The following is a 22,485-nucleotide window of genomic DNA, read 5'->3' as shown; positions in this document are numbered from 1 at the left end:
AAAGGCCCGCGCTGGTGCGCGGGCCTCGAGGTCGTAAGGTAGAACGCTGCCTCTTTTTACTTCTGGAAGTTGAGCATGCGCTCCAGCGGCTTGAGCGCGGCCCGGCGCAGCTCGGCGTCGACGAAGATCTCGCCGCTGCCCTCGCGCAGGGCGCCGGCCAGGTTGTCGAGGGCATTCATCGCCATCCACGGGCAGTGGGCGCAGCTCTTGCAGGTCGCGCCGTTGCCGGCGGTAGGCGCCTCGAACAGGGTCTTCTCGGGCACCATCTGCTGCATCTTGAAGAAGATGCCGCGGTCGGTGGCCACGATCAGCTTGTCGTTCGGCAGCTCCTTGGCCGCTTTGATCAGCTGCGAGGTCGAACCGGCCACGTCGGCCAGCGCCACCACCGAAGCCGGCGACTCGGGATGTACCAGCACGGCGGCTTCGGGATAGAGGGCCTTGAGGTCCTCGATGCCCTTGGCCTTGAACTCCTCGTGGACGATACAGGCACCGTCCCACAGCAGCATGTCGGCACCGGTCTTCTGCTGGATGTAGCCACCCAGGTGCTTGTCCGGTGCCCACAGGATCTTCTCGCCGCGCGCCTGCAGATGCTCGATGACGTCCACTGCGATGGAGGAGGTCACCACCCAGTCGGCACGTGCCTTCACCGCCGCCGAGGTGTTGGCATAGACCACCACGGTACGATCGGGGTGCTGGTCGCAGAAGGCGCTGAACTCGTCGGCCGGGCAGCCGATGTCGAGCGAGCAGGTCGCTTCCAGGGTGGGCATCAGCACACGCTTCTCGGGCGACAGGATCTTGGCTGTCTCGCCCATGAAACGCACACCGGCCACCACCAGGGTGTCGGCGTCGTGACGCGCGCCGAAGCGGGCCATCTCCAGCGAGTCGGCCACGCAGCCGCCGGTCTCCTCGGCCAGCTGCTGAATCGCATCGTCGGTATAGTAATGAGCGACGAGCACCGCGTTGTGCAGCTCGAGCAGGCGCTTGATCTCGTCGATACGGGCCTCGTCCTCGGCCGGAATACGGGTCGGACAGTAGGCGCGGGCGAGGTGTTCACGCACCTCGATTCGGGAAGTCATGATCGTCATCGTGTCTACCACCGTGACTGGCAGGGGCTCCCCCTGCGTGTACCGGGTGCACCGTGAACCGTACGCTCCGTACGGGCGATGCGCCTGAGGCTGTCGTCGGCGTCTCTCGCCATCGCAGCCCATCCTATTATTCTACACCACCTCTTGGCTTACATCACACTATCGAGGGTAGAGCCATGACAAAAACGCCCCCGACTCGAAGAGCCAGGGGCGTGGAATCTGGTGGGTCGTGTAGGATTCGAACCTACGACCAATTGGTTAAAAGCCAACTGCTCTACCAACTGAGCTAACGACCCAGCACTTGCAAACAAGCTTCCAGGTCCGGAATGGTGGGTCGTGTAGGATTCGAACCTACGACCAATTGGTTAAAAGCCAACTGCTCTACCAACTGAGCTAACGACCCTTCCGAACGGGTGCAGATATTACTGATCACACCCTTCACTGGCAAGGACTTTTTTGACTTTAGGCGAGCATGCCCGCGCCGGGAAAGCGCGGGCATGCTCTCATGCAAGGCCTAACGCCCTTTGGGGCTCTTGGTGCTCTTGGGCTTACGCATCGCCTGCACCGGGCGCCGCTTGTTCTTGTCGCGGCTCCAGCGGTTCTTCTCATCCGGGGTGAGCTCGGGCACCTTGCGCGGTTCCATGCCGGCGGAGAGCGCCAGGTCGTCGATCTCGTCCTGGGACAGCTCAACCCACTCCCCCGCCTTGGCCCGCTTGTCGAGGAAGATGTTGCCGTAGCGCACCCGCTTGAGCCGGCTCACCGTCAGTCCCTGGGACTCCCACAGCCGCCGCACCTCACGGTTGCGCCCTTCCGTGATCACCACGTGGAACCAGGTATTGATACCTTCGCCGCCGAACTCCTGGACGTCGGTGAAACGCGCCGGCCCGTCTTCGAGCATCACGCCCTCGACCATGGCCACCACGTGCTCCTTGCGCACCTCCCCCATCACGCGCACGGCGTACTCGCGCTCGACCTGGGTGCTGGGATGCATCAGCCGGTTGGCCAACTCGCCGTCGGTGGTGAACAGCAGCAGGCCGCTGGTGTTGATGTCGAGACGGCCGATGGCGATCCAGCGCTCGCCCTTCAGGCGCGGCAGGCGTTCGAACACCGTGCGGCGGCCTTCCGGATCCTTGCGCGTGCACAGCTCGCCTTCCGGCTTGTTGTACATGATCACGCGGCGCGGCGTCTCCTCGGCCCCGCGCAGGGTCACCGGGCGGTCGTCGAAGCTGACGCGGTCGCGCATCTCGATGCGGTCGCCGAGAGTGGCGACCTTGCCGTTGACCTTGACGCGACCGGCCTCAATGGCCGCTTCCATCTCGCGGCGCGAGCCCAGTCCGGCGCGGGCCAGAACCTTCTGCAGTTTTTCCGTGTTGCTCGTCATTCTGACTTCTCGTCTACGGTGGATTCCGCCCCCGCTCCGCCGTCATCGTCGACGCTGGTGCGGGCACGTTCGGCCAGGCGCGCTTCGAGATCGGCGAAGCTCAGTCCCGGCCTGTCGGACGCCTTCCCGGCGTGTGTTTCGTCGGCCATCCCGGCCGTCGTTGGGTCAAGCGTAGCCTCTGCGGCGATACGCTCGTCCATGGGTTCGTCGTCGAACGCCTCGTCGTCGAACGAATCGTCTTCGATGTCGTCGAGCGTAACGTCCTCGGTTTCATCCTCGTCACCGCTCGCCGCCTCGCCGGCCTGCTCCAGCAGGGGGCTGGGCGGTGGCGGCGCCTCGTCCTCGAACAGCGGCTCGGCCATGCCCTTGAGTTCATGCATGGGCGGCAGCTCGTCCAGGGTCTTGAGACCGAAGTCGTCGAGGAACTGCCGCGTGGTGGCGTAAACCGCCGGCCGCCCGGGCACGTCACGCTGTCCGACCACGCGAATCCAGCCGCGTTCGGCCAGGGTGCGCATGATCGAACTACTCACCGCCACACCGCGCACCTCCTCGATATCGCCGCGGGTCACCGGCTGACGATAGGCGATCAGCGCCAGAGTCTCCAGCAGCGCCCGGGAATAGCGCTGCGGGCGCTCATCCCACAGCCGCGACACCCAGGGCGAAAGCCGTGGACGAATGCGCAACTGGTAGCCAGAAGCGGTTTCGATCAGCTCGAGCGCCCCCCGCTCGTGGCGCAGCCCCACCCGCTCGAGCGCCTCGCGCAGGCTGCGCCGCTGAGGCCGCTCATGGTCGTCGAACAGACCCTCGAGCCGCTCCAGCGACAGCGGCTCGGCCGCTGCCAGCAGTGCCGCCTCGAGAATTTCATCGAGGCTGTCGGGCAGCTCCATGGCGGTCATGAGCGGTCATCTCCCCGGGACATGCTCTCCTCCCTTTCGGCGCCTGACTCTTCAAAACCGGGCTCCTCAAAATCGGGCCCTTCGGCACAGGGACTCTCGACAAAAGGACTTTCGGCAAAGGGACTTTCGACGTCGGCCCCATCGTCGTCAAAGGCCGCTTCCTCGCTGTACTCCCGCGGCGCCCGGGCGCGCACGTGGATCGGCGACAGCGGCGCATTCTGCACGATCTCGATCATTGCTTCCTTGGCCAGCTCGAGTATGGCCATGAAGGTGACGATCACCCCCGCGCGCCCCTCCTCCAGCGTGAACAGTGCCTCGAAGGGGGTGTAGTGTTCGTGGTTCAGGCGATCCATGATGGCCAACATGCGCTCCCGGGTCGAGAGCACTTCGCGCCCCACCTGGTGAGCCTGGTTGAGCTCGGCACGACGCAGGATGCCGGCCAGCGCACCGAGCAGCTCGTCGAGCTCCACCTCGGGATGGATCACCCGGGCCTGCAATGGCGGCAGCGCCGCCCGCGCCGGGAACCAGTCGCGCCCCACCCGCGGCAGCTCGGCCAGCGCCTCGGCAGCACTCTTGAGCTGCTCGTATTCCTGCAGGCGGCGGATCAATTCGGCGCGGGGGTCCTCCTCCGCCTCGTCGCCCCCCTCTTTCGGGGGGCGCGGCAGCAAGGTGCGCGACTTGATTTCGGCCAGCATCGCCGCCATCAGCAGGTACTCCCCTGCCAGTTCGATCTCCATCGCCTTCATCAGCTCCACGTACTCGATGTACTGGCGCGTGATGGCTGCCACGTCGATGGCCAGGATATCCAGATTTTGGCGGCGAATGAGATAGAGCAACAGGTCGAGCGGCCCCTCGAACGCTTCGAGGAAGATGCGCAGCGCCTCCGGCGGGATGTAGAGATCCTCGGGAAGCTCGGTGATCGGCTCGTCGAACAGCCGCGCCATCACCGCCGACTGGGTCTCGGCGTCGCTCGCGGCCGGCTGCTCGGCAACAGCCGTGGGGGGCGTCTCGCTCACGCGGGGGCTGGCCTCTCGGCTGGGCTGGTCTGAAGGTCGATCACTCAGTCTAGCAAGAGTGCAGGATCAGGGTAAGCCCGGCTCGGCCTGGGCACAGGCCACCAGCGTTGCCCCACCGGACAGCCCCAGCGCCGCGACTTCCCCTCGGATGTGGGCACCGGCGAGGCACTCGAGACGCTCGGCCGCCAGGCTCCCCTCGACGCGAGCCCGCGACAGCAGCGTGAGCTTGTCCCCGGCCTTGACCACGCCCGCCACCTGCCCATCGACGCTGACCTCGCGACCTTCCAAGTGTGAGGATACCCTGCCGCTCATCGTCACCATGACATGATGGTCCTGGGCGATGACGGCGCCCTCTATGCTGCCCTTGATCACGACCGGCTCGCGAGCGATAAGATTGCCCAGCACACGAGTTGCCATGCCGATGCGGCTGCCCTCTTCAACATGCGGCACGACCGTTCTCCGCACCTCGGCCCTGACCGCCCCGTCCGTCGGTTCGCTCACCGGTACAGCCGCCTGCTGGTTTGCCTGAACAACCGGCAGGGGCGCTGCGAGCTCCGTCGACGAGCCGGCGTCCGCTGCACGGCGCCGGCCCTTGCGCCGTCTGCCATCCCAGACGATCAGCGTCATGGCGGCCACGCCGAGAAAGATGAACCATGTCTGAATGCCCATGCCCTTCTCCATACCTTGGAGCTTTCTTATAGATCCCCGCCCGCGGGGACGGTAGCGAAAAATACCCCTTGGATCCCGCCCAGCTCCACGCTTTGCCGACACCGAAAGCGAGGTAGGCTCGTTCGACCCATGTTCGATCAGCCCCCATGCCCGCCAAGGGCTCGGTACGACGACGAACGAGAATCGGTCGAGTATAGGGGAAATACCGAACCCAGGGGCAGCGTGATTCACGGCGCCGGGTATCGAGACTCTCACCTCCAGGAGGTTTGCGTGTTCCACAAGACAAAGACTCGTCAACCGGAAGCCGTCGCGGCGGACGTCGTCGCCTCCGCCAGCGGCCAATCTCTCTCAGCTCGGCAGGAGACCTCGACGACACGCTCCAGCGTGTCGGTCATCGGTAGCCACACCCGCGTGCACGGCGACATCGATGCCGATGAGGATCTGACCGTGGCGGGATACGTGCAGGGAACCATCACCTGCAAGCAGAACACCGTCACCCTGGGGAGCGGTAGTTGCGTCAACGGTGACGTTTACGCCCACACGCTGCACGTTTCAGGCGAAGTCGAGGGCAACCTCGTGGCGTCGCATCGCGCCACGGTTCACAAGGGCGCCAGTGTCAGAGGCATGATCGTCGCGCCATGCCTGATGCTCGAAGACGGCAGCACCTTCCAGGGCAGTATCGACATGGATCCCGAGCACGAGCTGCTCAAGAGAGCATTCGGCGAGCCCGCCGCCAGCCGACAGCCTCGCTCCACCCCATCGCTCAAGATCGATGAAGGCGGCGCAGCGGCAAGCGTCGCCGATGAGCCCTACAGCGCCCCGGAGCTGGCGGACGATGCCCGGCAGGCGGAAAGCTCGACCTGATCGCGCCTTCCGCGGCGTGAGTGCCGGCCTCACTCCACCTCCTCGGCCTTGCGATAGCGCCCGGTATAGTCGAACAGCTTTTCGCGCACCTGCCAGTGGCGCCCCACCTTGCGCCCCACCACGAAATCGGGATGGCGCAGGCGCCGACGCTCGGCGATGACCTCCTCGGCGCTCAGCGGCTGCCAGCGCGTGCCTGGCGCACGCAGGTGATGGCGCAGGAACACCGCAGCGAAGGCGGCGCGCTGAGCCCGGGTTTCCAGGGCGAACCACTCGCTCAGGCTCGTCCCGTCCTCGTCGTGGTAGGTGACCTTGAGCCGCGGCAACCCGCGGCCGTTGACGGTGGCCTCGAGCTGCATGCCGGCCACCCGCAGCACCCGGGCATCCCTGAGGCGCAGCGCCTCCTTGAGCTTGTCGTCGGCGTCGACCAGCAGGGTCTGGCAGCCGTGGCAGCGCCGCGCGGCAATGTCGTTCTCGGCACCACACTCGCCGCACACCTTGAAGCGGAAGCGAAACGAGCACTGATACTGTTTACAGGCGCCCGAAGCCGCGCCCTGCTTTCTATCGGCGCCCGAAGCCGCGCCATGCTTTCTATCAGCGCCATCCGCTGTCGTTGCTGTTTTTTCGCGTTCAACGAGCCCCTGACAGCGCCGCCCGAAGTGCTCGATGACGATCTCGCCCTCCTTGCGGCCCCAGAACAGGTTGGCGTGGCCGCAGGCGGGGCATTCGACCTGTACCGGCTCGGTGTCCGAGGCCGGGCGCGGGCTGCCCACTTCCGGCGCGTAGAGATCCCACGGGTTGCCGGCGTAATCGAGGATCAGACAGTCGCGCTTGCCAGGGGCTAGGCGCAGGCCGCGACCGACGATCTGCTGGTAGAGACTCACCGACTCGGTGGGCCGCAGAATGGCGATCAGATCGACATGTGGCGCGTCGAAGCCGGTGGTGAGCACCGCCACGTTGACCAGGTACTTGAGCTCACGGGCCTTGAAGGCGGCGATGATGCGCTCGCGCTCCCGCAATGGCGTTTCGCCGGTGATCAGCGCTGCCTCGGCGGCCGGCAGATAGCCAAGCACCTCCTCGGCATGGGCCACGCTGGCGGCGAACAGCATCACGCCCTGACGGCTGCGGGCACGCTCGACGATTTCGGCGACGATACCCGGCGTGGCGCGATTGCCCGCCGCCACCCGGTTGAGCTCCTCTTCCCGGAACAAACCGCCCGCCCCCGGCACCAGCGCGGAAAAGTCGTAGCGCTCGACGGCGGCATCCACGCGCCTGGGTTCGGCCAGATAGCCCTGCTTGACCATCAGCCGCAGCGGCTGCTCGAACACGCAGTCGCGAAAGAAGCAGTCGTCGTCACCCCGCACCATGCCGTGGTGGTGACGGTAATAGATGAAGCCTTGGCCCAGGCGATAGGGCGTGGCAGTGAGGCCCAGCACCTTGAGCCGCGGATTGGCCTGCCTGAGCGCTTCGATCACGCGACGATAGCTGGCGTCCTTGTCCGGCGCGACGCGGTGGCACTCATCGATCACCAGCAGAGTGAAATTACTGTCGTCGAACAACCCCAGGTTGCGCACTACCGACTGTACCGAACCGAACACCACCTGGCGGGTGCTCTCCTTGCGCCCCAGGCCGGCACTGAAGATGTCCGCCTCGTGGCCATAGGCCAGGTACTTGGCATGGTTCTGCTCCACCAGCTCGCGCACGTGGGCCAGCACCAGCACCCGCCCGCGGGCGAGCCGCGCCAGCTCGGCGATGACCAGCGACTTGCCGCTGCCGGTGGGTAGCACCACCACCGCCGGCTCGTCGCTGGTACGGAAATGGGTCACCACGCGGCGCACCGCCTCCTGCTGGTAGGGGCGCAGCGAAGGGGCGGCAGTGTCAGGTGGAGTGGCGGTTGTCACGTGCTCAGGTCAGGTGAAGCGCGGCTCGCGGCCGGCCATCCTGGCCGCCACCGCTTCCAGTTGCTCCTCGCCGCCGAGCAGGCCGCGCTGCAGGCTGGCCTCCAGCGCCAGGCGCTCGCGCTCTGACATGGCGGGGGCGCGGATGAAGAGCTCTCGCGCTGCAGCCACCGCTCTGGGCGAGCGCGCCGCCACCGCCGTGGCGATGTCTCGCGCGGTACGCCGCGGGTCATCGGCCAGACGCGTGGCGAGACCCAGCGCAACGGCTTCCTCAGCGCTCACCTTGCGCCCGGTCCAGGCCAGCTCTCGCAGCACGTCGCTACGAATCGTCTCGCCTGTCACGCTGATGCCCATATCGGGAATGATGCCCCAGACGATCTCCAGCAGTGCCAGCCGGGCCTCGGGATGCACCACGCGAACATCGGCGGCCAGGGCGATCTGCAGCCCGCCGCCGTAGACGTGTCCTTGCAGTGCAGCGATCACCGGCACGCCGGCATCGCGCCAACCCAGCGCCAGACGCTGTACCGGATTGATGCCGTGCTCATCGGGTGCCAGCAGCGAGGGCAGCCGTTCGGGACGAGACATGATGGTGGCCATGTCGAGCCCGGCGCAGAAGCTCTCCCCCTCGCCCTGCAGCACGACGGCGCGCAGCCCCTCGAGTTCGGCCAGGTACTGCTGCGCCGCCAGCAGGGCGTCGATCATCGCCCAATCGAGGCCGTTGTGCTCACGGGGTCGCACCAACGTCACCTCGGCGACATGATCCTGAAATTCCAGCGTCACCCGCTCATGAAAGACTTCTCTGGTCATGCCTCGCAGCCTCTTGTCGTTGGTCCCGGCAGTCTGGCGCGACGGCTACAGTTGTCAAACCTTCGTTTCATTTTTCTTCGATGGATTCTTCCGTAGTTCGACTATAGTGAAAACTCAGTGCCGTGTCGGACGAGACCACCCAAGGGCGATGGGGATACGGGTGGTTCGCGTCACACCGGTGGATGGAATCACTGGTTCTTCAGACCTAAACGTCGCGAAACTTGATGAAGGTCATGCAAACTGGGGGCACTATCCGAGCATCATTCCAGCGCTGCGGAATCAGCAGGGATGCAGCCGATGCTCAGCCTCCGACAAGAGGACACTGCCATGCCAGAAAAACCAATAACGATCGCCAGGCGGACCCTGGTGCTGGATGAGCTGTTGGCACTCGCCGATGCCCATGAACGCGCCGAGGTGACCCGGTACCGAAGGCTTGCCTTCAGCTTTCTACCCTTCGACACCTCCGTGAGCCGCCTGATGGCCTCACTCGGCATCCAGTGCGAAATGCGTGTCGAGGAGCTGCGCCGTCTTTCGCATCAACTGGGCCTGCCGGACGACCCTGCCAAACAGGCAGCACAGGTCATGTCACCGCCCTTGTTCATCGATACACCGCTTCAGGCACACGAGACCCTGACCCAGGCGATCATCGATGCCGAGCACTCTCTGCATTTCCACAAGCATCTGCGCGAAGCCAGCACCGTGACGGCGCTGTACCCGGCGCAGACAGCGATCATCAAGCAGAAGCAGGCAGAGCATGTGGTACTGGAGGGCTTCGTCGCCTCACGCAGCGAACCGAGGCAGATGGAACAGCGCGCCTGAGGGCGTCAATCCCGCCCCTCGGAGTTGTGAGGCCAAGGCAGGGATCAGCCAGAACAGCATGAAGCAAAGAGGCGGCCCGAGGCCGCCTCTTTCATTTGCCCGCCTCGATTCCCATTCGAGACCGGGGCAAGATCAGCCCAGCCATATCCTGGCATTGCGGAACAGCCGCATCCAGGCCCCGTCGCGGGTCCATTCCGCAGGCCGCCAGGAGTTGGTGACCGCCCGTACCACACGCTCGGGGTGCGGCATCATGATGGTCACCCGTCCATCCGGCGTGGTGAGTCCGGTGATGCCGGAAGGCGAGCCGTTGGGGTTGGACGGATAGTGGGTGGTAACCTGGCCATAGTTGTCGACATAGCGCAGGGCAACCTGGGCACTGCCCTGCATGCTGCGCAGGTGGGCGCTGTCGCGGAACTCGGCGCGCCCTTCGCCGTGAGCCACGGCGATCGGCAGCCGCGAGCCTTCCATACCGGCAAGCAGGATCGAGGGACTCTGCTCCACCTGAACCATCGCCACCCGAGCCTCGAACTGCTCGGATTCGTTACGCACGAAGCGCGGCCAGCTGTCGGCGCCGGGAATCAGCTCCTTCAGTTGGGAGAACATCTGGCAGCCATTGCACACGCCGAGGCCGAAGCTGTCGTCGCGCTCGAAGAATGCCGCGAACTGCTCCCGCGCCCGCGGGTTGAACAACACCGACTTGGCCCAGCCGCCACCAGCTCCCAGCACGTCGCCATAGGAGAAGCCACCGCAGGCGACGAGCCCCTTGAACGAGGCGAGATCGACACGTCCAGCGAGGATGTCGCTCATGTGCACGTCCACCGACTCGAAGCCGGCGTGGTGGAAGGCCCAGGCCATCTCCAGGTGGCCATTGACCCCCTGCTCGCGCAGAATGGCCACTGCCGGGCGTGCAGTGTTGACGAAGGGTGCCGCGACATCCTCGTTCACGTCGAAGGCGGGGCTCGCCGAGAGGCCCGGGTCGCGACCGTCGAGCAGGCCGTCGAACTCGCTCTTGGCGCAGTCGGGGTTGTCGCGCAGCGCCTGCATGCGATAGCTGGTCTCGGCCCAGGTACGCTGGGCCAGCAGCCGGGTGGTCTCGAGCAGCGGCTCCTCGAACAGGGTCACGCGTACCTGGTCATCGTAGCGCGGCCGGGCGATGACGCCACAGGTCTCGATACCCGCAGCGGCGAACTGGGCCAACACCTCTTCGGTGTACTGACGATTGACCTGGATCACCGCACCGAGCTCCTCGGCGAACAGCGCATCCACCGCCTGGGTCGGCTCGTCGATCAGCCAATCGAGCTTGATCTCGAGACCGGCATGGGCGGCGAAAGCCATCTCCAGCAGCGTGACCAGCAGGCCGCCGTCGCTGCGGTCGTGGTAGGCCAGCAGCTTGCCGTCGGCGTTGAGCCCCTGGATCACGGCGAAGAACGCCTTGAGATCCTCGGGATCGTCGAGGTCGGGGCACTCGTTGCCGAGCTGACCGTAGACCTGCGCCAGCGCCGAGCCGCCCAGACGGTTCTTGCCGCCGCCCAGATCGATCAGGATCAGATCGGATTCGTCCTGCTCCAGGTTGATCTGCGGCGTCAGGGTCTTCAGCGCATCGGTGACCGGGGCGAAGCCGGTGACCACCAGCGACAGCGGTGCGGTGATGCTCTTCTCTTCGCTCTCGCCCTTGTCGCTCTCGGCCTGCCAGGCGGTGCGCATGGACATGGAATCCTTGCCCACCGGAATGGCAATGCCGAGCTGCGGGCACAGCTCCATGCCTACGGCGTGAACGGCATCGAACAGCGCCTGGTTCTCACCGACGTGATCCGCGGCACTCATCCAGTTGGCGGAAAGCTTGATGTCGGACAGCTTGGCGATCGGCGCGGCTGCCAGGTTGGTGATGGTCTCGGCTACCGCCAGGCGGGCGCTGGCGCCCGGATCGATCAGCGCTACCGGCGGGCGCTCGCCCATGGCCATCGCCTCGCCGGCATGGGTGTCGTAGCTCGCCGTGGTCACGGCGACGTCGGCCACCGGCACCTGCCACGGACCGACCATCTGGTCGCGGGCCACCATGCCGGTGATGGAGCGGTCGCCGATGGTGATCAGAAAGCTCTTGGAGGCCACCGTGGGCAGGCGCAGCACGCGCTCCATGGCCTCGCGCAGGTCGAGGTTGTCGAGCATCACGCCGGGCAGCTCCAGCGACTGGCGCTGGAACTCGCGCTGCATCTTCGGCGGCTTGCCGAACAGCACGCTCATCGGCAGGTCGACCGGCTTGCTGGCCATGGACTGGGCCTCGAAGTGGCCGTCGCGCACCTCCAGGTGATGCGCCTCGGTGGCCTCGCCGACCACCGCGTAGGGGCAGCGTTCGCGGGCACACAGCGCATCGAAGGTGTCGAGATCCTCGGGCGCCACCGCCAGCACGTAGCGCTCCTGGGCTTCGTTGCACCAGATCTCCAGCGGGCTCATGCCCGGCTCGGCGTTGGGCACCGCACGCAGGTCGAACAGGCCGCCGCGCCCGCCGTCCTTGACCAGCTCCGGCAAGGCATTGGAGAGCCCGCCGGCGCCGACGTCGTGAATGAAGCGGATGGGGTTGGCTTCGCCCAACGCCCAGCAGCGGTCGATCACTTCCTGAGCGCGGCGCTCGATCTCGGCGTTGTCGCGCTGTACCGAGGCAAAGTCGAGATCGGCGCTGGAGGTGCCGGAGGCCATCGACGAGGCGGCGCCGCCGCCCAGGCCGATCAGCATGGCCGGGCCGCCCAGCACGATCAGCTTGCCGCCGACCGGAATCTCGCCCTTCTGGACGTGGCCATCGCGAATGTTGCCGTAACCGCCGGCGAGCATGATCGGCTTGTGATAGCCGCGCCGCTCGATGCCGCCGGCACCCAGGGTGTCCTGCTCGTAGGTGCGGAAGTAGCCGGTCAGATTGGGGCGGCCGAACTCGTTGTTGAACGAGGCCCCACCGATGGGCCCTTCGAGCATGATGGCCAGCGCCGACTGCATGCGCTCGGGCTTGCCGTAGTCGAAGGCTTCCCAGGGCTGGACGAACTCGGGAATGCGCAGGTTGGACACGGTGAAGCCGGTCAGGCCCGCCTTGGGCTTGGAGCCGATGCCCGTGGCCCCCTCGTCGCGAATCTCGCCGCCGGCGCCGGTGGCCGCCCCCGGATAGGGCGCGATGGCGGTGGGATGGTTATGGGTTTCCACCTTCATCAGGATATGGATCGGCTCGCGATGCGCGGCGTAAACGGCACGCTCGGCGGCCTTGCCGGTCAGCGGGGCGGCGAAGAAGCGCCCCGCCTCGCTGCCCTCGATCACCGCGGCGTTGTCGCTGTAGGCGGAGAGAATGCCGCCCGGCGAGGTCTGATAGGTGTTCTTGATCATCTTGAACAGCGAATGGCTCTGCGCCTCGCCGTCGATCACCCAGTCGGCGTTGAAGATCTTGTGCCGGCAGTGCTCGGAGTTGGCCTGGGCGAACATCATCAGTTCGACGTCGGTGGGGTTGCGCGCAAGCTCGCGGAACGCCTCGACCAGGTAGTCGATCTCGTCCTCGGCCAGGGCCAGACCCAGCGCGACGTTGGCCTGCTCCAGCGCCGCCCGGCCGCCCTCGAGAATGTCCACCCGCCCCAGCGGGGCCGGCTCGTGATGGGCGAACAGCTGGGCGGCATCGGAGGCATCGACCAGCACGCTCTCAGTCATGCGGTCGTGCAGAGTCTCGCGGATCGCCATGAAGGCCGCTTCCGACATCGGCGCCTTGAGCGCTACGCGATAGGCGACACCCCGCTCGAGGCGGCGCACCCGCGCCAGGCCGCAGTTGCGGGCGATATCGGTGGCCTTGGACGACCACGGCGACTGGGTGCCGATACGCGGCACCACCAGGAACAGCTGGCCGTCGGCATCTCCCTGGGCACCGTCTTTGACGCCGTCGTCTTTGATGCCATAGTCGAGCAACTGGCCGAGCAGGCTCCGTTCATCGTCGGATAGCTCACCGTCGATATCCACGAAGTGCACGTAGGAAGCGTGCAGGGACTCGACCTCGGGAACCCGTGCGCGCAGGGCAGCCAGCAGCTTGTCGTGACGGAAAGCGGAAAGGGCAGGCGCGCCTCGAAGTTCGAGCATGTCTTGAAGCCTCTGAAGCAAGCGGAGGAAGGGCCGCGCGGCGGCGAAGAAAGGCGCTATGATACTGGAAAGCAGCGGGCAGACGAAATGCAGCGGATGACAGCCGTGTCTCGGGCCGTTATCGTGAAGCTCTCATCGCCGATCGTCAGCTGAATGCCCGAGTTCGCGAATCGTATATTGCTGAGCCGTCTGCGCCTGGCCGCCATACTGCTGCTGGGGGTCGTCCTGTGCCTGACCCCCTACCGCCATTTCAAGCCTGTCAGCGGACTGCTGGAAGAGGTGCGCGAGCGCGACTTCATAAGCATCCATACGCGCAATACGCCAACCACCTATTACGAGGGGCGTCACGGCCCGACCGGATTCGAGTACGAGCTGATGCGCCGTTTCGCCGAGTATCTCGGCGTCAGCCTGACACTGGATGCCCGGCACCACATTCAAAGCGCGCTGGACGCGGTGCGTCAGGAGGGCGATCTGGCGGCGGCGGCCCTGCCACTGGATCTGACTCAACCCGACCTTATCTATAGTCGCCCGATCCTCGACCTGCAACCGCTGCTGGTCTATCGTCGCGGCCTGCCGCCGGTGAAAGACCCGGAAGCTCTCGCCGGCCTGACCATCGGCACCATCCGCGGCTCGGGCACCGATCGCGTGCTGCGCGAGCTGCAGGCGGAACATCCGGAGCTCGGGTGGCGCGAATCCTCGGAGGTGGAAGTCGCCGAGCTGTTGAGTCAGGTGGAAGGTGGCTACCTGGATGCCGCCGTGGTCTTCGAGCATCAGTTCCGCATCAACCGGATCTTCTTCCCCGGCGTGGAGCGAGGTTTTCCGTTGGGCAAGCCACTCTCCATGGCCTGGGCCTTTCCTGCCAGCGGCGGCCTGGGGCTGCAACAGGCGGCCAACCGTTTCCTGTACGGCTTGAAACAGGCAGGCGTGCTCGACGAACTGGTGGCCCGGCACTTCGGCCATGACGATTACCTTGAGTACGTCGGCGCGCGGGTCTTCATCGCGCACCTCAACGAGCGCCTGCCCACCTATGCCGAGCTGTTTCGCGAAGCAGCGCGTAACACGGGCTTCGATTGGAAGCTGCTGGCTGCGCTGGGCTATCAGGAGTCGCACTGGGACCCCGAGGCCACCTCGCCTACCGGCGTGCGGGGGCTGATGATGCTGACCCTGCCCACCGCCGGTGAGATGGGCGTGAGTGACCGCCTCGATCCGGTGCAGAGCGTCGACGGTGGGGCACGCTACCTGCGTCAGTTAAAGGATCGGCTGCCCGAGTCGATACAAGGAGACGACCGCCTCTACATGGCCATGGCAGCCTACAACGTCGGGCTTGGGCATCTGTACGATGCCCGCCGTATCGCCGAGGAACTGGGTGGAGACCCCAACAGCTGGGAAGACGTACGCGAGGCGCTACCGCTGCTGCAGAAGCGCGAATGGCACAGCAAGACCCGTCATGGTTATGCGCGGGGCGGCGAGCCGGTGATCTACGTGCGCAACATTCGCCGCTACTACGAGATCCTGTCGTACGTCGACCGCAGCCAGCAGCAGTATCTGCAGTTGAACGAAGCGCCAAATGGCGTGGATGAGGAATTCCCGTTGTTCGATATCATCTCCCCCCTCCACCAGTAGAGGGTACCCATGTCCCGCCATGCCACCCTGTTGACCAGCCTGGCATTCGTTCCCCTTACCCTGGGGCTCGTCGGCGTGGGCGGCGACCAGGCCCCCTTGCACGAGATCGTCACGCTGGGCCTTGCCGGACTGCTCATCCTGGCTCAGTTGATGATGCTGCTGGGTGGGCGGTCGCTGGCCAAGGGGGTGGTAGGTGCCGTGATGCTGCCGCTGACCCTGGCCCTGGCCAGCTATGCCCTGCCGGAATACTGGGTGACATTGGAAAGCTGGGACGCCATGAGCCACGGTCTGGCCCAGGGGTTGACGCTGGAGGTATGGCGTCCGGCCTTACTGACGACCCTGAGCCTGATTCTCGTAGCCGTACTCATCGCCACCCACTCTCAGTCCACGCTGGGCGGCCCGCTGTTGCTGGTCATGGCCGTGCTGCTGAGTGCACAAGGACTGCTCGACGCTGCCGCTCCGGAGGCGCCACTGCTGCGAATGGCAGCCGGCCTCTGGACCACGCTGTCCCTGGGGCTACTGCTGGCCGGTCTGAGCGTGGCTGCGCTGCCGGGCTGGCGACTTCACGCCGCTCCACTCAGGCGGGCTCTGGTGCCCTCTCTGGCTCTCGTGCTGGCCGTGCTGCTGCTGTGGTATCACCAGAAAAACGTGACCGAGCGGGAGCTGCACGGCACCGTCGCGGCGGAAGCCAGGCAGCTCGGCCAGCGCCTCACGCGTGAAATTCAGGATCATTTGACGGCGGTGGAGCGCTTCGCCAACGTCTGGACGCTGTTCGATGCGCCTCCCAGCCAGGAAGAATGGTCGCGCCAGGCAACGCTGTATCATCGCGATTTTCGCTATCTGCTCAATATCGCCTTCATCGATCCCGACAGTCGCCTTACTCGCGTCTACCCACCCAGCGACATCAACCTTCAAGTGCTAGGTGCGCGCCTCTTCGATGTACAGCCCGCCGGGCGCGAGGCCGTGAACCGGGCGCTGTTCGAACAGCGCATCGGCCGAACCGACGTAATCATGCTGCTGCAGGGCGTACCCGGCATCATTCATTACCTGCCGATTCCCACTGATGGGCAGCGTACTCTCGGCGCCGTCGCCATGGTCATCGGGCTACCGATGCTGGCCGAGGCGTTGTTTCGTGAGGTAGATGGCCGTCACTTTGGCTTGGTTCTCAGCCAGGGAGAGCAAATCCTGGCCAACCGAATGCCTGACACACGGCTCGCGCCCTGGCACCACCAGACACAGCTCGACGTGGCAGGCACACCGCTGCTGCTCAGCGTCCAACCCAGTCATGCCCAGCTGCTGCAGCGCCTGCCGCGCCACCCGGTGGTCACGCTGATCACCGGGCTTACCCTGGCCTATCTGCTCTACCTGGTGCTGCACGGCTACACCCGCCTGGCACGCCAGCATCGGCGGGTACGCGACACCAACCGGGTGCTGCGGCGCGAAATTCGCATGCGTAGCCAACTTCAGGAGGAGGTCGAGTGGCTTGCCCGGCATGACGAACTGACACGACTACCCAACCGGCGCCTGTTCATGGAGGCGCTCGAGGCCAATGGAGCACAGCGTCCGCTGAGCGTATTGATCTGCGATGTGGATCATTTCAAGCACATCAACGATCACCAGGGCCACCTGGTGGGAGATCGCTACCTGATTGAACTGGGCCAGATAGGGCGCGAGCTGATCGAACCGCAAGGCGGACTGTTCGCCCGTTACGGTGGCGAGGAGTTCGTCGCCTGCCTGCCACAGGTCGATGCCATCCAGGCGCTGGACATCGCCGATACGCTGCGCCGACATCTCGTGGATGCCAAGTTGCTGCACCATGACGGCCAACCTCTGACCGCCAGCATAGGCGTGGTCACGCTGATCGACGGCCCGTTGGACGTTGCCGTCATCATGCAGGCCGCCGACGACGCCCTCTATCGCGCCAAGGCCGAGGGCCGCAACCGGGTCAAGGCGGCTCCGCCACTAGTGATCGCCGAGCGGGCCTGATGCCGCTTCGTCACGCTCTCGCCGGGCCTCGAAGAAGGCCTTGAGCAGCTTGGCGGCACGCGCGGCCAGCACGCCACCCTCAACCGTGACCCGATGATTGTGCCAGGGCTGGGCGAACAGGTTGGCCTTCGATTCGACCATGCCGGTGCGCGGCTCCGCCGCCCCGTAGACCAGCCGGGCGATGCGCGCATGGATGATCGCCCCGGTACACATCAGGCAGGGCTCCAAGGTGACGTAGAGCGTGCACCCATCCAGACGATAGTTGCCCAGCCGCCGGGCGGCATCGCGCAGGGCACGAATCTCGGCATGAGCGCTGGGATCGTGACCCGAGATGGGCGCATTGAAGCCCACTCCCACGATCTCTCCGGCCGGGCTCACCACCACCGCCCCCACCGGCACCTCGCCGGCCGCCAGCCCTTCACGGGCCTGGTCCAGCGCCCGATGCATGTAGAATTCGTCACTGCGCATCGGCGTGGACTCCGTTATGCTGATGCCTGAAACAATCGTATGATACGCCCTGAGGAAGCCACATGTCCGACGCCCTGAACCAGCTCGTCGCCCTACTCGGCCTGGAAGAGATCGAGGAGAACCTGTTCCGCGGCCGCAGCCAGGACCTGGGTCTGCCACAGCTGTTCGGCGGCCAGGTACTCGGCCAGGCGCTTTCGGCGGCCACCCGCACGGTAGATGCCTCGCGCCAGGCGCATTCGTTGCATGGCTACTTCCTGCGTCCAGGCGATCCTCACCGCCCGGTAGTCTATCAGGTCGACAGCGTACGCGATGGCGCCAGCTTCACCACCCGGCGTGTCACCGCCATTCAGAAGGGGCGCCCGATCTTCTTCTGCAGCGCCTCCTTTCATGGCCGCGAAGAGAGCATGGCGCACCAGATGGCGATGCCCCAACTGGCAACGCCCGAGGCCCTGGCCCAGGACCCCAGCGCCCGCCTGGAGCGCTTTCCCGGTCACCCCATCGAGTTCCTGCACCTGGGCGACGAAGCCGAGCCGGGGCAGCCTTCACGCAAACGGCTGTGGTTCCGTCTCACCGGCGAGCTGCCCGACGATCCTGCCCTGCACCGCTACCTGCTGGCCTACAGCTCCGACTTCAACCTGCTGACTACGGCGCTGGTGCCCCACGGTATCACCTTCCGCGACCCCAAACTGCAGATCGCCAGCCTCGACCACGCGCTGTGGTTCCACCACGATGTGCAGATCAACGACTGGCTGCTCTACGACATGGACAGCCCCTGGGCCGGCGCTGCCCGAGGGTTCGCCCGCGGCAGTATCTACGACCGCAGCGGCCGGCTGGTCGCCTCCACCGCCCAGGAGGGGCTGACCCGGCTACACAACTAAAGTTAAGAACATTACGACTAAGGTTAAGAACATTTTAGCGTCAAGTTTCATGGTTTTCGGCCGATGTAAGTAAGTGCTTGCCTCCCGTACAAGCCTTACTTAGTCCCGAGATCATAAACATGAAAGAATCGGCCATAAAAGCCTCCTCTGCGCTGGGCCTGCAGGCCCGTATCCTGCTGTTGGTACTTGTTCCGCTGCTCTTGACGACCGTCGGCCTGGTGGCCCTGGATGCCTATAGCCGCATCCAGAGCAGCCAGGATGCGCTAGACCGCCAGCGACAGCTGCTGATCGAGACTCGCCAAGCCGGCGTTCGCGACGTCGTCGAGAGCGCCCGCACGGCCATACGACCCATCCTGCAGGATGCCAGCCTGAGCGATGGCGAGAAGCGCGAGCGTGCCGCGGCAATCGTGCGCGCCATCCAGTTCGAAGGTAACAACTACGTCTTCGCTTACCAGTACGACGGGCTCAATGTCGCCACCGCCCCCATGCCCCACCGCGAAGGCACCAACATGCTCGGCGTTCAGGCACCGGACGGCGCCTACATCATTCGCGATCTGATCGACGTCGCGCGGCAGGGTGGCGGCTTCTATGCCTACCCTTGGGAGTATCCCGGCACCAACGACATCGAGCCGAAGTACTCTTATGCCACTAACGTGCCCGAGTTCGACTGGATGCTGGGTGCCGGCGTCTATATCACCGACATCGACGCTTCCATGGCCGAAGCCGGAGTGCTGGCAGCGGCAGAGCTGCGTCGCTCTATCGTGATTTCCACCCTCACCGGACTTGCGATCTTCATCATCGTAGCAGCGGTCTCGGTGTGGCTCGTACGTCGCACCGTGCAGCCCATCCGCCGCACCGCCGAGGCCATGCGCGACATCGCCAAGGGCCAGGGCGATTTGACGCGTCGTCTGAAAATCGAGAGCCGCGACGAGATCGGCGAGCTGGCCGCCCAGTTCAACGCCTTCGTCTCACGCATGCAGGAGACCCTGCGCGACGTGCGGCGCAGCACCACCAGCGTGCACCAGGCCGCAGAGGAAATCGCCCAGGGCAGCGACGAGCTGGCCACTCGTACCGAGCAGGCCGCCGCCAACCTGCAGGAGACCTCCGCCTCGATGGAGGAGATTACTGCCACGGTGAACCACAGCGCCGAGTCGGCCGAGCAGGCCAATCAGTTGGTCATTGCCACCTCCCAGGTCGCCCGCGAAGGGGAAGCCGCAATGCAGCAGGTCGAGCGCACCATGAGCGACATCGACACCTCCTCGCAGCGTATCGCCGAGATCATCGGCCTGATCGACGGAATCGCCTTCCAGACCAACATTCTGGCGCTGAATGCCTCGGTCGAGGCGGCACGGGCCGGTGAGCACGGTCGCGGTTTTGCCGTGGTGGCCCAGGAAGTCCGCTCACTGGCCAGCCGTTCGGGCGAAGCCGCCCGGGAAATCCGCGCTCTGATCGACACTTCCGTGAGCCATGCCCGCGACGGCAGCGCCATCGTTCAGCGTGCCGGCGAGACCATGCGCGAGATCGTTACCAGCGTCGCAAGGGTCAATGACGTCATTGCCGAGATCAGCGCCGGGGCCCGGGAGCAGAACGCCGGCATCGGCCAGATCAACGTTGCCGTGGCAGAAATGGATACCATGACCCAGCAGAATGCCGCCATGGTGCAGCACACCAGCACCACCGCCGGCGAGATGCGACGCCACACTCAGCACCTGAGCGAGCTGATTGGCACCTTCGTACTCGGCGAAGATGGTCATGCTCAAGCTGCGATGCGACGGCCTGCCACAGCGGCCAAGCCGCGTGCCGCACTGCCTCGCCCTGCCACAGATCCCAAGCCGCACCAGGCACGCCAGGCCGATGAGGAGTGGGAAACCTTCTGAGTCGGTCCAACAGCAGCCAGGGCGGGCTAATGCCCGCCCTGGCCAGTCACTTGCACTGCCCGTTGCTCCGCAAAGACCGCTCCCGGCTGTTCCTGGCAGACTCTGGCGGCGACAGGACATTGAACGGCGCAAGCGAGCTCCCATCTTGAGGAGCACGCATTACCAGCGTGTCAGAAACTATCCCACTCCGGTTCCATCTGTCGCTTCGCCTGACTCGGCCGGGGGTCATGACTCTCAGCGGGTGGCGCGACCAGGGTAGCCTTACTCTTGGCAACGATACGACCTGAGATGCCAGCCTGGCGCATGTCCTGTCGATGAATCTTGAAGGACGCCACCGCTTCGCTCAGCTCCCTCGCCTGCTGCTCCAATGACGCCGAGGCATTGGCCGTCTGCTCAACCAGAGCCGCATTGTCCTGGGTCACCTGGTCCATCTGATTCACCGCTACACTCACCTGCTCGACGGCAGCATTCTGCTCCTGAGAGCCGCGTGCCACTTCATCCATCAATTCGGTCACGCGCTTTACGCCTGTCACGATCTCATCCATCGCCGTACCCGCCTCATCGACCAGCAGGCTTCCTTCCTTGACGATCCCAGCATTCTGATCCACCCGTGACTGAATTTCCTGCGCCGCATCGGCACAGCGCTGAGCCAGATTGCGTACTTCCTGCGCAACGACGGCAAAACCACGGCCCTGCTCGCCGGCACGAGCCGCCTCCACCGAGGCGTTGAGGGCGAGGATATTGGTTTGGAAAGCAATGCCATCTATGACTTCGATGATGCCACTGATCTTCTCCGAACTCTCGTTGAGCTCGCGCATCTTTCCCGCCACCAAGTCGGCCTTTTCACCCCCGGTTTCGGCACTTTGGCTCACCTCGCGGGTCAGCTGGTTAGCCTGGGCCGCATGCTCGGTATTCTGCTTAACCGTAGCGGCAACCTGCTCCATGCTGGTTGCGGTTTCCTGCAGACTGGAAGCCTGCTCTTCGGTTCGCTGGGAAAGATCGGTATTTCCCGAGGCTATCTGCCCTGAGCCCGTGGCTATGTTTCCTGCCGACTGCTGGATCGAGACGATCAGCTCGCGCTGCTGTTCCTGCATGTCAGCCAGTGCTCTCAAGGCAAGCCCTACCTCGTCCTTCGCGCCGGTCACGATAGGCTGGCTGAGATCGCCTTTGGCCATGAGCGAAAAATGCTCCATCATGCGCTTGAGCGGCTGCCCGATGGCGCGAATCAACCACCAACTCATGCCAACCGAAACCAGCAAAGCGAGAAGAAAGGCGCCAATGATGAGGTTTCGCTCGAACACGTAATAATCCAGGGCGCTGGAAAATTCATCCTGAGCAACTGCCGCTTGCAAGTCGATCAATTCATGAGCCACATCGTTGGCAGCCTGGAAGAGAGGGAGCGTAAGCTGCTGGTATACGCGATTACCGGCCGAAAAATCACCATCCGCATAATACTCCAGTGCTGGCTCGAGCCCTGTGGCAACAAATTCTCCCTGACGGGTTTCGAACATTTCAGCGAGCTGACGTTCTTCATTTGTCAGTCGATGCGCGGTGAACGCTTGCCAAGTGACGTCTATCTCTTCGGCATTGTTTTCTATGTCGGCTTGTATGTCGCCAAATGAACGGGCCTCTTCACCGCCTCGCTCCAAGCGGGGATCATTCAGCACCATTTGGCTCATGGCAATGAGATTCTCACGCATGAGCTCGTCTATTCGAGTTAGCTGTATAGTGGGAATGAGCCTATCTTCGTATACGGTCTGGATGGCCCGATTGCTGGTATTCATGCCACTTAGTCCAAACCCACTTACCAGCAGCAGGAAGGCAAGAAACATGATGCTGAACATGATGAGTCTTGCTTTTATGGTAATCGTCATTGCCGTCTCCGTGTCTATGTCGTACACACAGCCGACAATTTCCTCAATGAGCCATTCCTTCAGGGCAGCGCTCTAGCAACAAGCGTCACAACTGATTTGGCGATGCCATCACAAAGGGCAAAAGCTCTAACTCATGCTTCACCTGAGCGGAATATCCAATGAAGAAAACTGCGGCCTCAATACACTTAACGGCCTCAGTATAAGTAACTTTAGGAGAATTTAATTAATTATAATTAGAGCATTATAATT

The 22,485-nt window shown here is 64.5% G+C and carries 15 protein-coding genes, 2 tRNA genes and 1 pseudogene; 6 read left to right on the top strand and 12 right to left on the bottom strand.

Going from position 1 to position 22,485, the window contains the following annotated elements:
• Positions 1 to 56: 56 nt before the first annotated feature.
• The 7 genes from nadA to HOP59_RS02385 form a co-directional block, all read right to left on the bottom strand.
• Complete coding sequence (gene nadA, locus HOP59_RS02415) at positions 57 to 1,085, bottom strand: quinolinate synthase NadA (protein WP_026038273.1); 1,029 nt, start codon at positions 1,083 to 1,085, stop codon at positions 57 to 59.
• Positions 1,086 to 1,305: 220 nt separating this feature from the next.
• Positions 1,306 to 1,381 (bottom strand) — tRNA-Lys (locus HOP59_RS02410).
• A gap of 31 nt (positions 1,382 to 1,412) precedes the next feature.
• Positions 1,413 to 1,488, bottom strand: a tRNA-Lys gene (locus tag HOP59_RS02405).
• Positions 1,489 to 1,599: 111 nt separating this feature from the next.
• A complete protein-coding gene (gene rluB, locus HOP59_RS02400) occupies positions 1,600 to 2,466 on the bottom strand; it encodes a 23S rRNA pseudouridine(2605) synthase RluB (protein WP_010629738.1) in 867 nt (288 codons plus the stop codon).
• Positions 2,463 to 3,362 (bottom strand): SMC-Scp complex subunit ScpB, encoded by a 900-nt coding sequence (gene scpB, locus HOP59_RS02395; protein WP_234252691.1) that lies wholly within the window; start codon positions 3,360 to 3,362, stop codon positions 2,463 to 2,465. Before scpB ends, rluB begins: the two co-directional genes overlap by 4 nt.
• A complete protein-coding gene (locus HOP59_RS02390) occupies positions 3,359 to 4,378 on the bottom strand; it encodes a segregation and condensation protein A (RefSeq protein WP_234252690.1) in 1,020 nt (339 codons plus the stop codon). The genes scpB and HOP59_RS02390 overlap by 4 nt, the downstream gene beginning before the upstream one ends.
• 66 nt (positions 4,379 to 4,444) lie before the next feature.
• Positions 4,445 to 5,047, bottom strand: coding sequence for a bactofilin family protein (locus HOP59_RS02385; protein WP_234252689.1), 603 nt, complete (start codon positions 5,045 to 5,047; stop codon positions 4,445 to 4,447).
• Positions 5,048 to 5,317: 270 nt separating this feature from the next.
• Here HOP59_RS02385 and HOP59_RS02380 point away from each other — a divergent pair, with 270 nt between their 5' ends.
• Complete coding sequence (locus HOP59_RS02380) at positions 5,318 to 5,911, top strand: bactofilin family protein (RefSeq protein ID WP_234252688.1); 594 nt, start codon at positions 5,318 to 5,320, stop codon at positions 5,909 to 5,911.
• Between the two features lie 29 nt (positions 5,912 to 5,940).
• On the opposite strand, the gene HOP59_RS02375 is transcribed toward HOP59_RS02380, so the two are convergent.
• Positions 5,941 to 7,809 (bottom strand): DEAD/DEAH box helicase family protein, encoded by a 1,869-nt coding sequence (locus HOP59_RS02375; protein ID WP_338073318.1) that lies wholly within the window; start codon positions 7,807 to 7,809, stop codon positions 5,941 to 5,943.
• Between the two features lie 9 nt (positions 7,810 to 7,818).
• Positions 7,819 to 8,613, bottom strand: coding sequence for a crotonase/enoyl-CoA hydratase family protein (locus HOP59_RS02370; protein WP_234252687.1), 795 nt, complete (start codon positions 8,611 to 8,613; stop codon positions 7,819 to 7,821).
• A gap of 327 nt (positions 8,614 to 8,940) precedes the next feature.
• Between HOP59_RS02370 and HOP59_RS02365 the strand changes: the two genes are divergently transcribed.
• The gene (locus HOP59_RS02365; protein ID WP_234252686.1) at positions 8,941 to 9,432 is read left to right on the top strand and encodes a hypothetical protein; all 492 of its coding nucleotides are present in this window, start codon (positions 8,941 to 8,943) and stop codon (positions 9,430 to 9,432) included.
• Positions 9,433 to 9,564: 132 nt separating this feature from the next.
• Here HOP59_RS02365 and purL read toward each other — a convergent pair whose 3' ends face one another.
• Positions 9,565 to 13,530 carry a phosphoribosylformylglycinamidine synthase gene (gene purL, locus HOP59_RS02360; RefSeq protein WP_234252685.1) on the bottom strand — a complete coding sequence of 1,322 codons (3,966 nt, stop codon included), beginning with the start codon at positions 13,528 to 13,530 and terminating at the stop codon, positions 9,565 to 9,567.
• A 153-nt stretch (positions 13,531 to 13,683) separates the two neighbouring features.
• Between purL and mltF the strand changes: the two genes are divergently transcribed.
• Both mltF and HOP59_RS02350 read left to right on the top strand, forming a co-directional pair.
• Positions 13,684 to 15,153, top strand: coding sequence for a membrane-bound lytic murein transglycosylase MltF (gene mltF, locus HOP59_RS02355; RefSeq protein ID WP_010629749.1), 1,470 nt, complete (start codon positions 13,684 to 13,686; stop codon positions 15,151 to 15,153).
• A gap of 9 nt (positions 15,154 to 15,162) precedes the next feature.
• Complete coding sequence (locus tag HOP59_RS02350; protein ID WP_234252684.1) at positions 15,163 to 17,139, top strand: GGDEF domain-containing protein; 1,977 nt, start codon at positions 15,163 to 15,165, stop codon at positions 17,137 to 17,139.
• Here the strand turns inward: HOP59_RS02350 and tadA are convergent.
• Positions 17,116 to 17,607 (bottom strand): tRNA adenosine(34) deaminase TadA, encoded by a 492-nt coding sequence (gene tadA / locus HOP59_RS02345; protein WP_010629751.1) that lies wholly within the window; start codon positions 17,605 to 17,607, stop codon positions 17,116 to 17,118. The genes HOP59_RS02350 and tadA overlap by 24 nt on opposite strands.
• A 62-nt stretch (positions 17,608 to 17,669) precedes the next feature.
• Here tadA and HOP59_RS02340 point away from each other — a divergent pair, with 62 nt between their 5' ends.
• Both HOP59_RS02340 and HOP59_RS02335 read left to right on the top strand, forming a co-directional pair.
• Positions 17,670 to 18,485: an acyl-CoA thioesterase gene (locus HOP59_RS02340; protein ID WP_234252683.1), complete on the top strand. Its 816-nt coding sequence runs from the start codon at positions 17,670 to 17,672 to the stop codon at positions 18,483 to 18,485.
• A 119-nt stretch (positions 18,486 to 18,604) separates the two neighbouring features.
• On the top strand, positions 18,605 to 20,362 hold the full coding sequence (locus tag HOP59_RS02335) for a methyl-accepting chemotaxis protein (RefSeq protein WP_234252682.1): 1,758 nt from the start codon (positions 18,605 to 18,607) through the stop codon (positions 20,360 to 20,362).
• A gap of 476 nt (positions 20,363 to 20,838) precedes the next feature.
• Here the strand turns inward: HOP59_RS02335 and HOP59_RS02330 are convergent.
• A pseudogene (locus tag HOP59_RS02330) lies at positions 20,839 to 22,221 on the bottom strand (methyl-accepting chemotaxis protein); the annotation flags it as partial.
• Between the last annotated feature and the right edge of the window lie 264 nt (positions 22,222 to 22,485).

The sequence above is a fragment of the Billgrantia aerodenitrificans genome, from assembly GCF_021404405.1.
GTDB classification, from domain to species: Bacteria; Pseudomonadota; Gammaproteobacteria; order Pseudomonadales; family Halomonadaceae; genus Halomonas; species Halomonas aerodenitrificans.
Note: the sequence above shows the minus strand (reverse complement) of the source record. Positions and strands in the feature narration are given on the sequence as shown.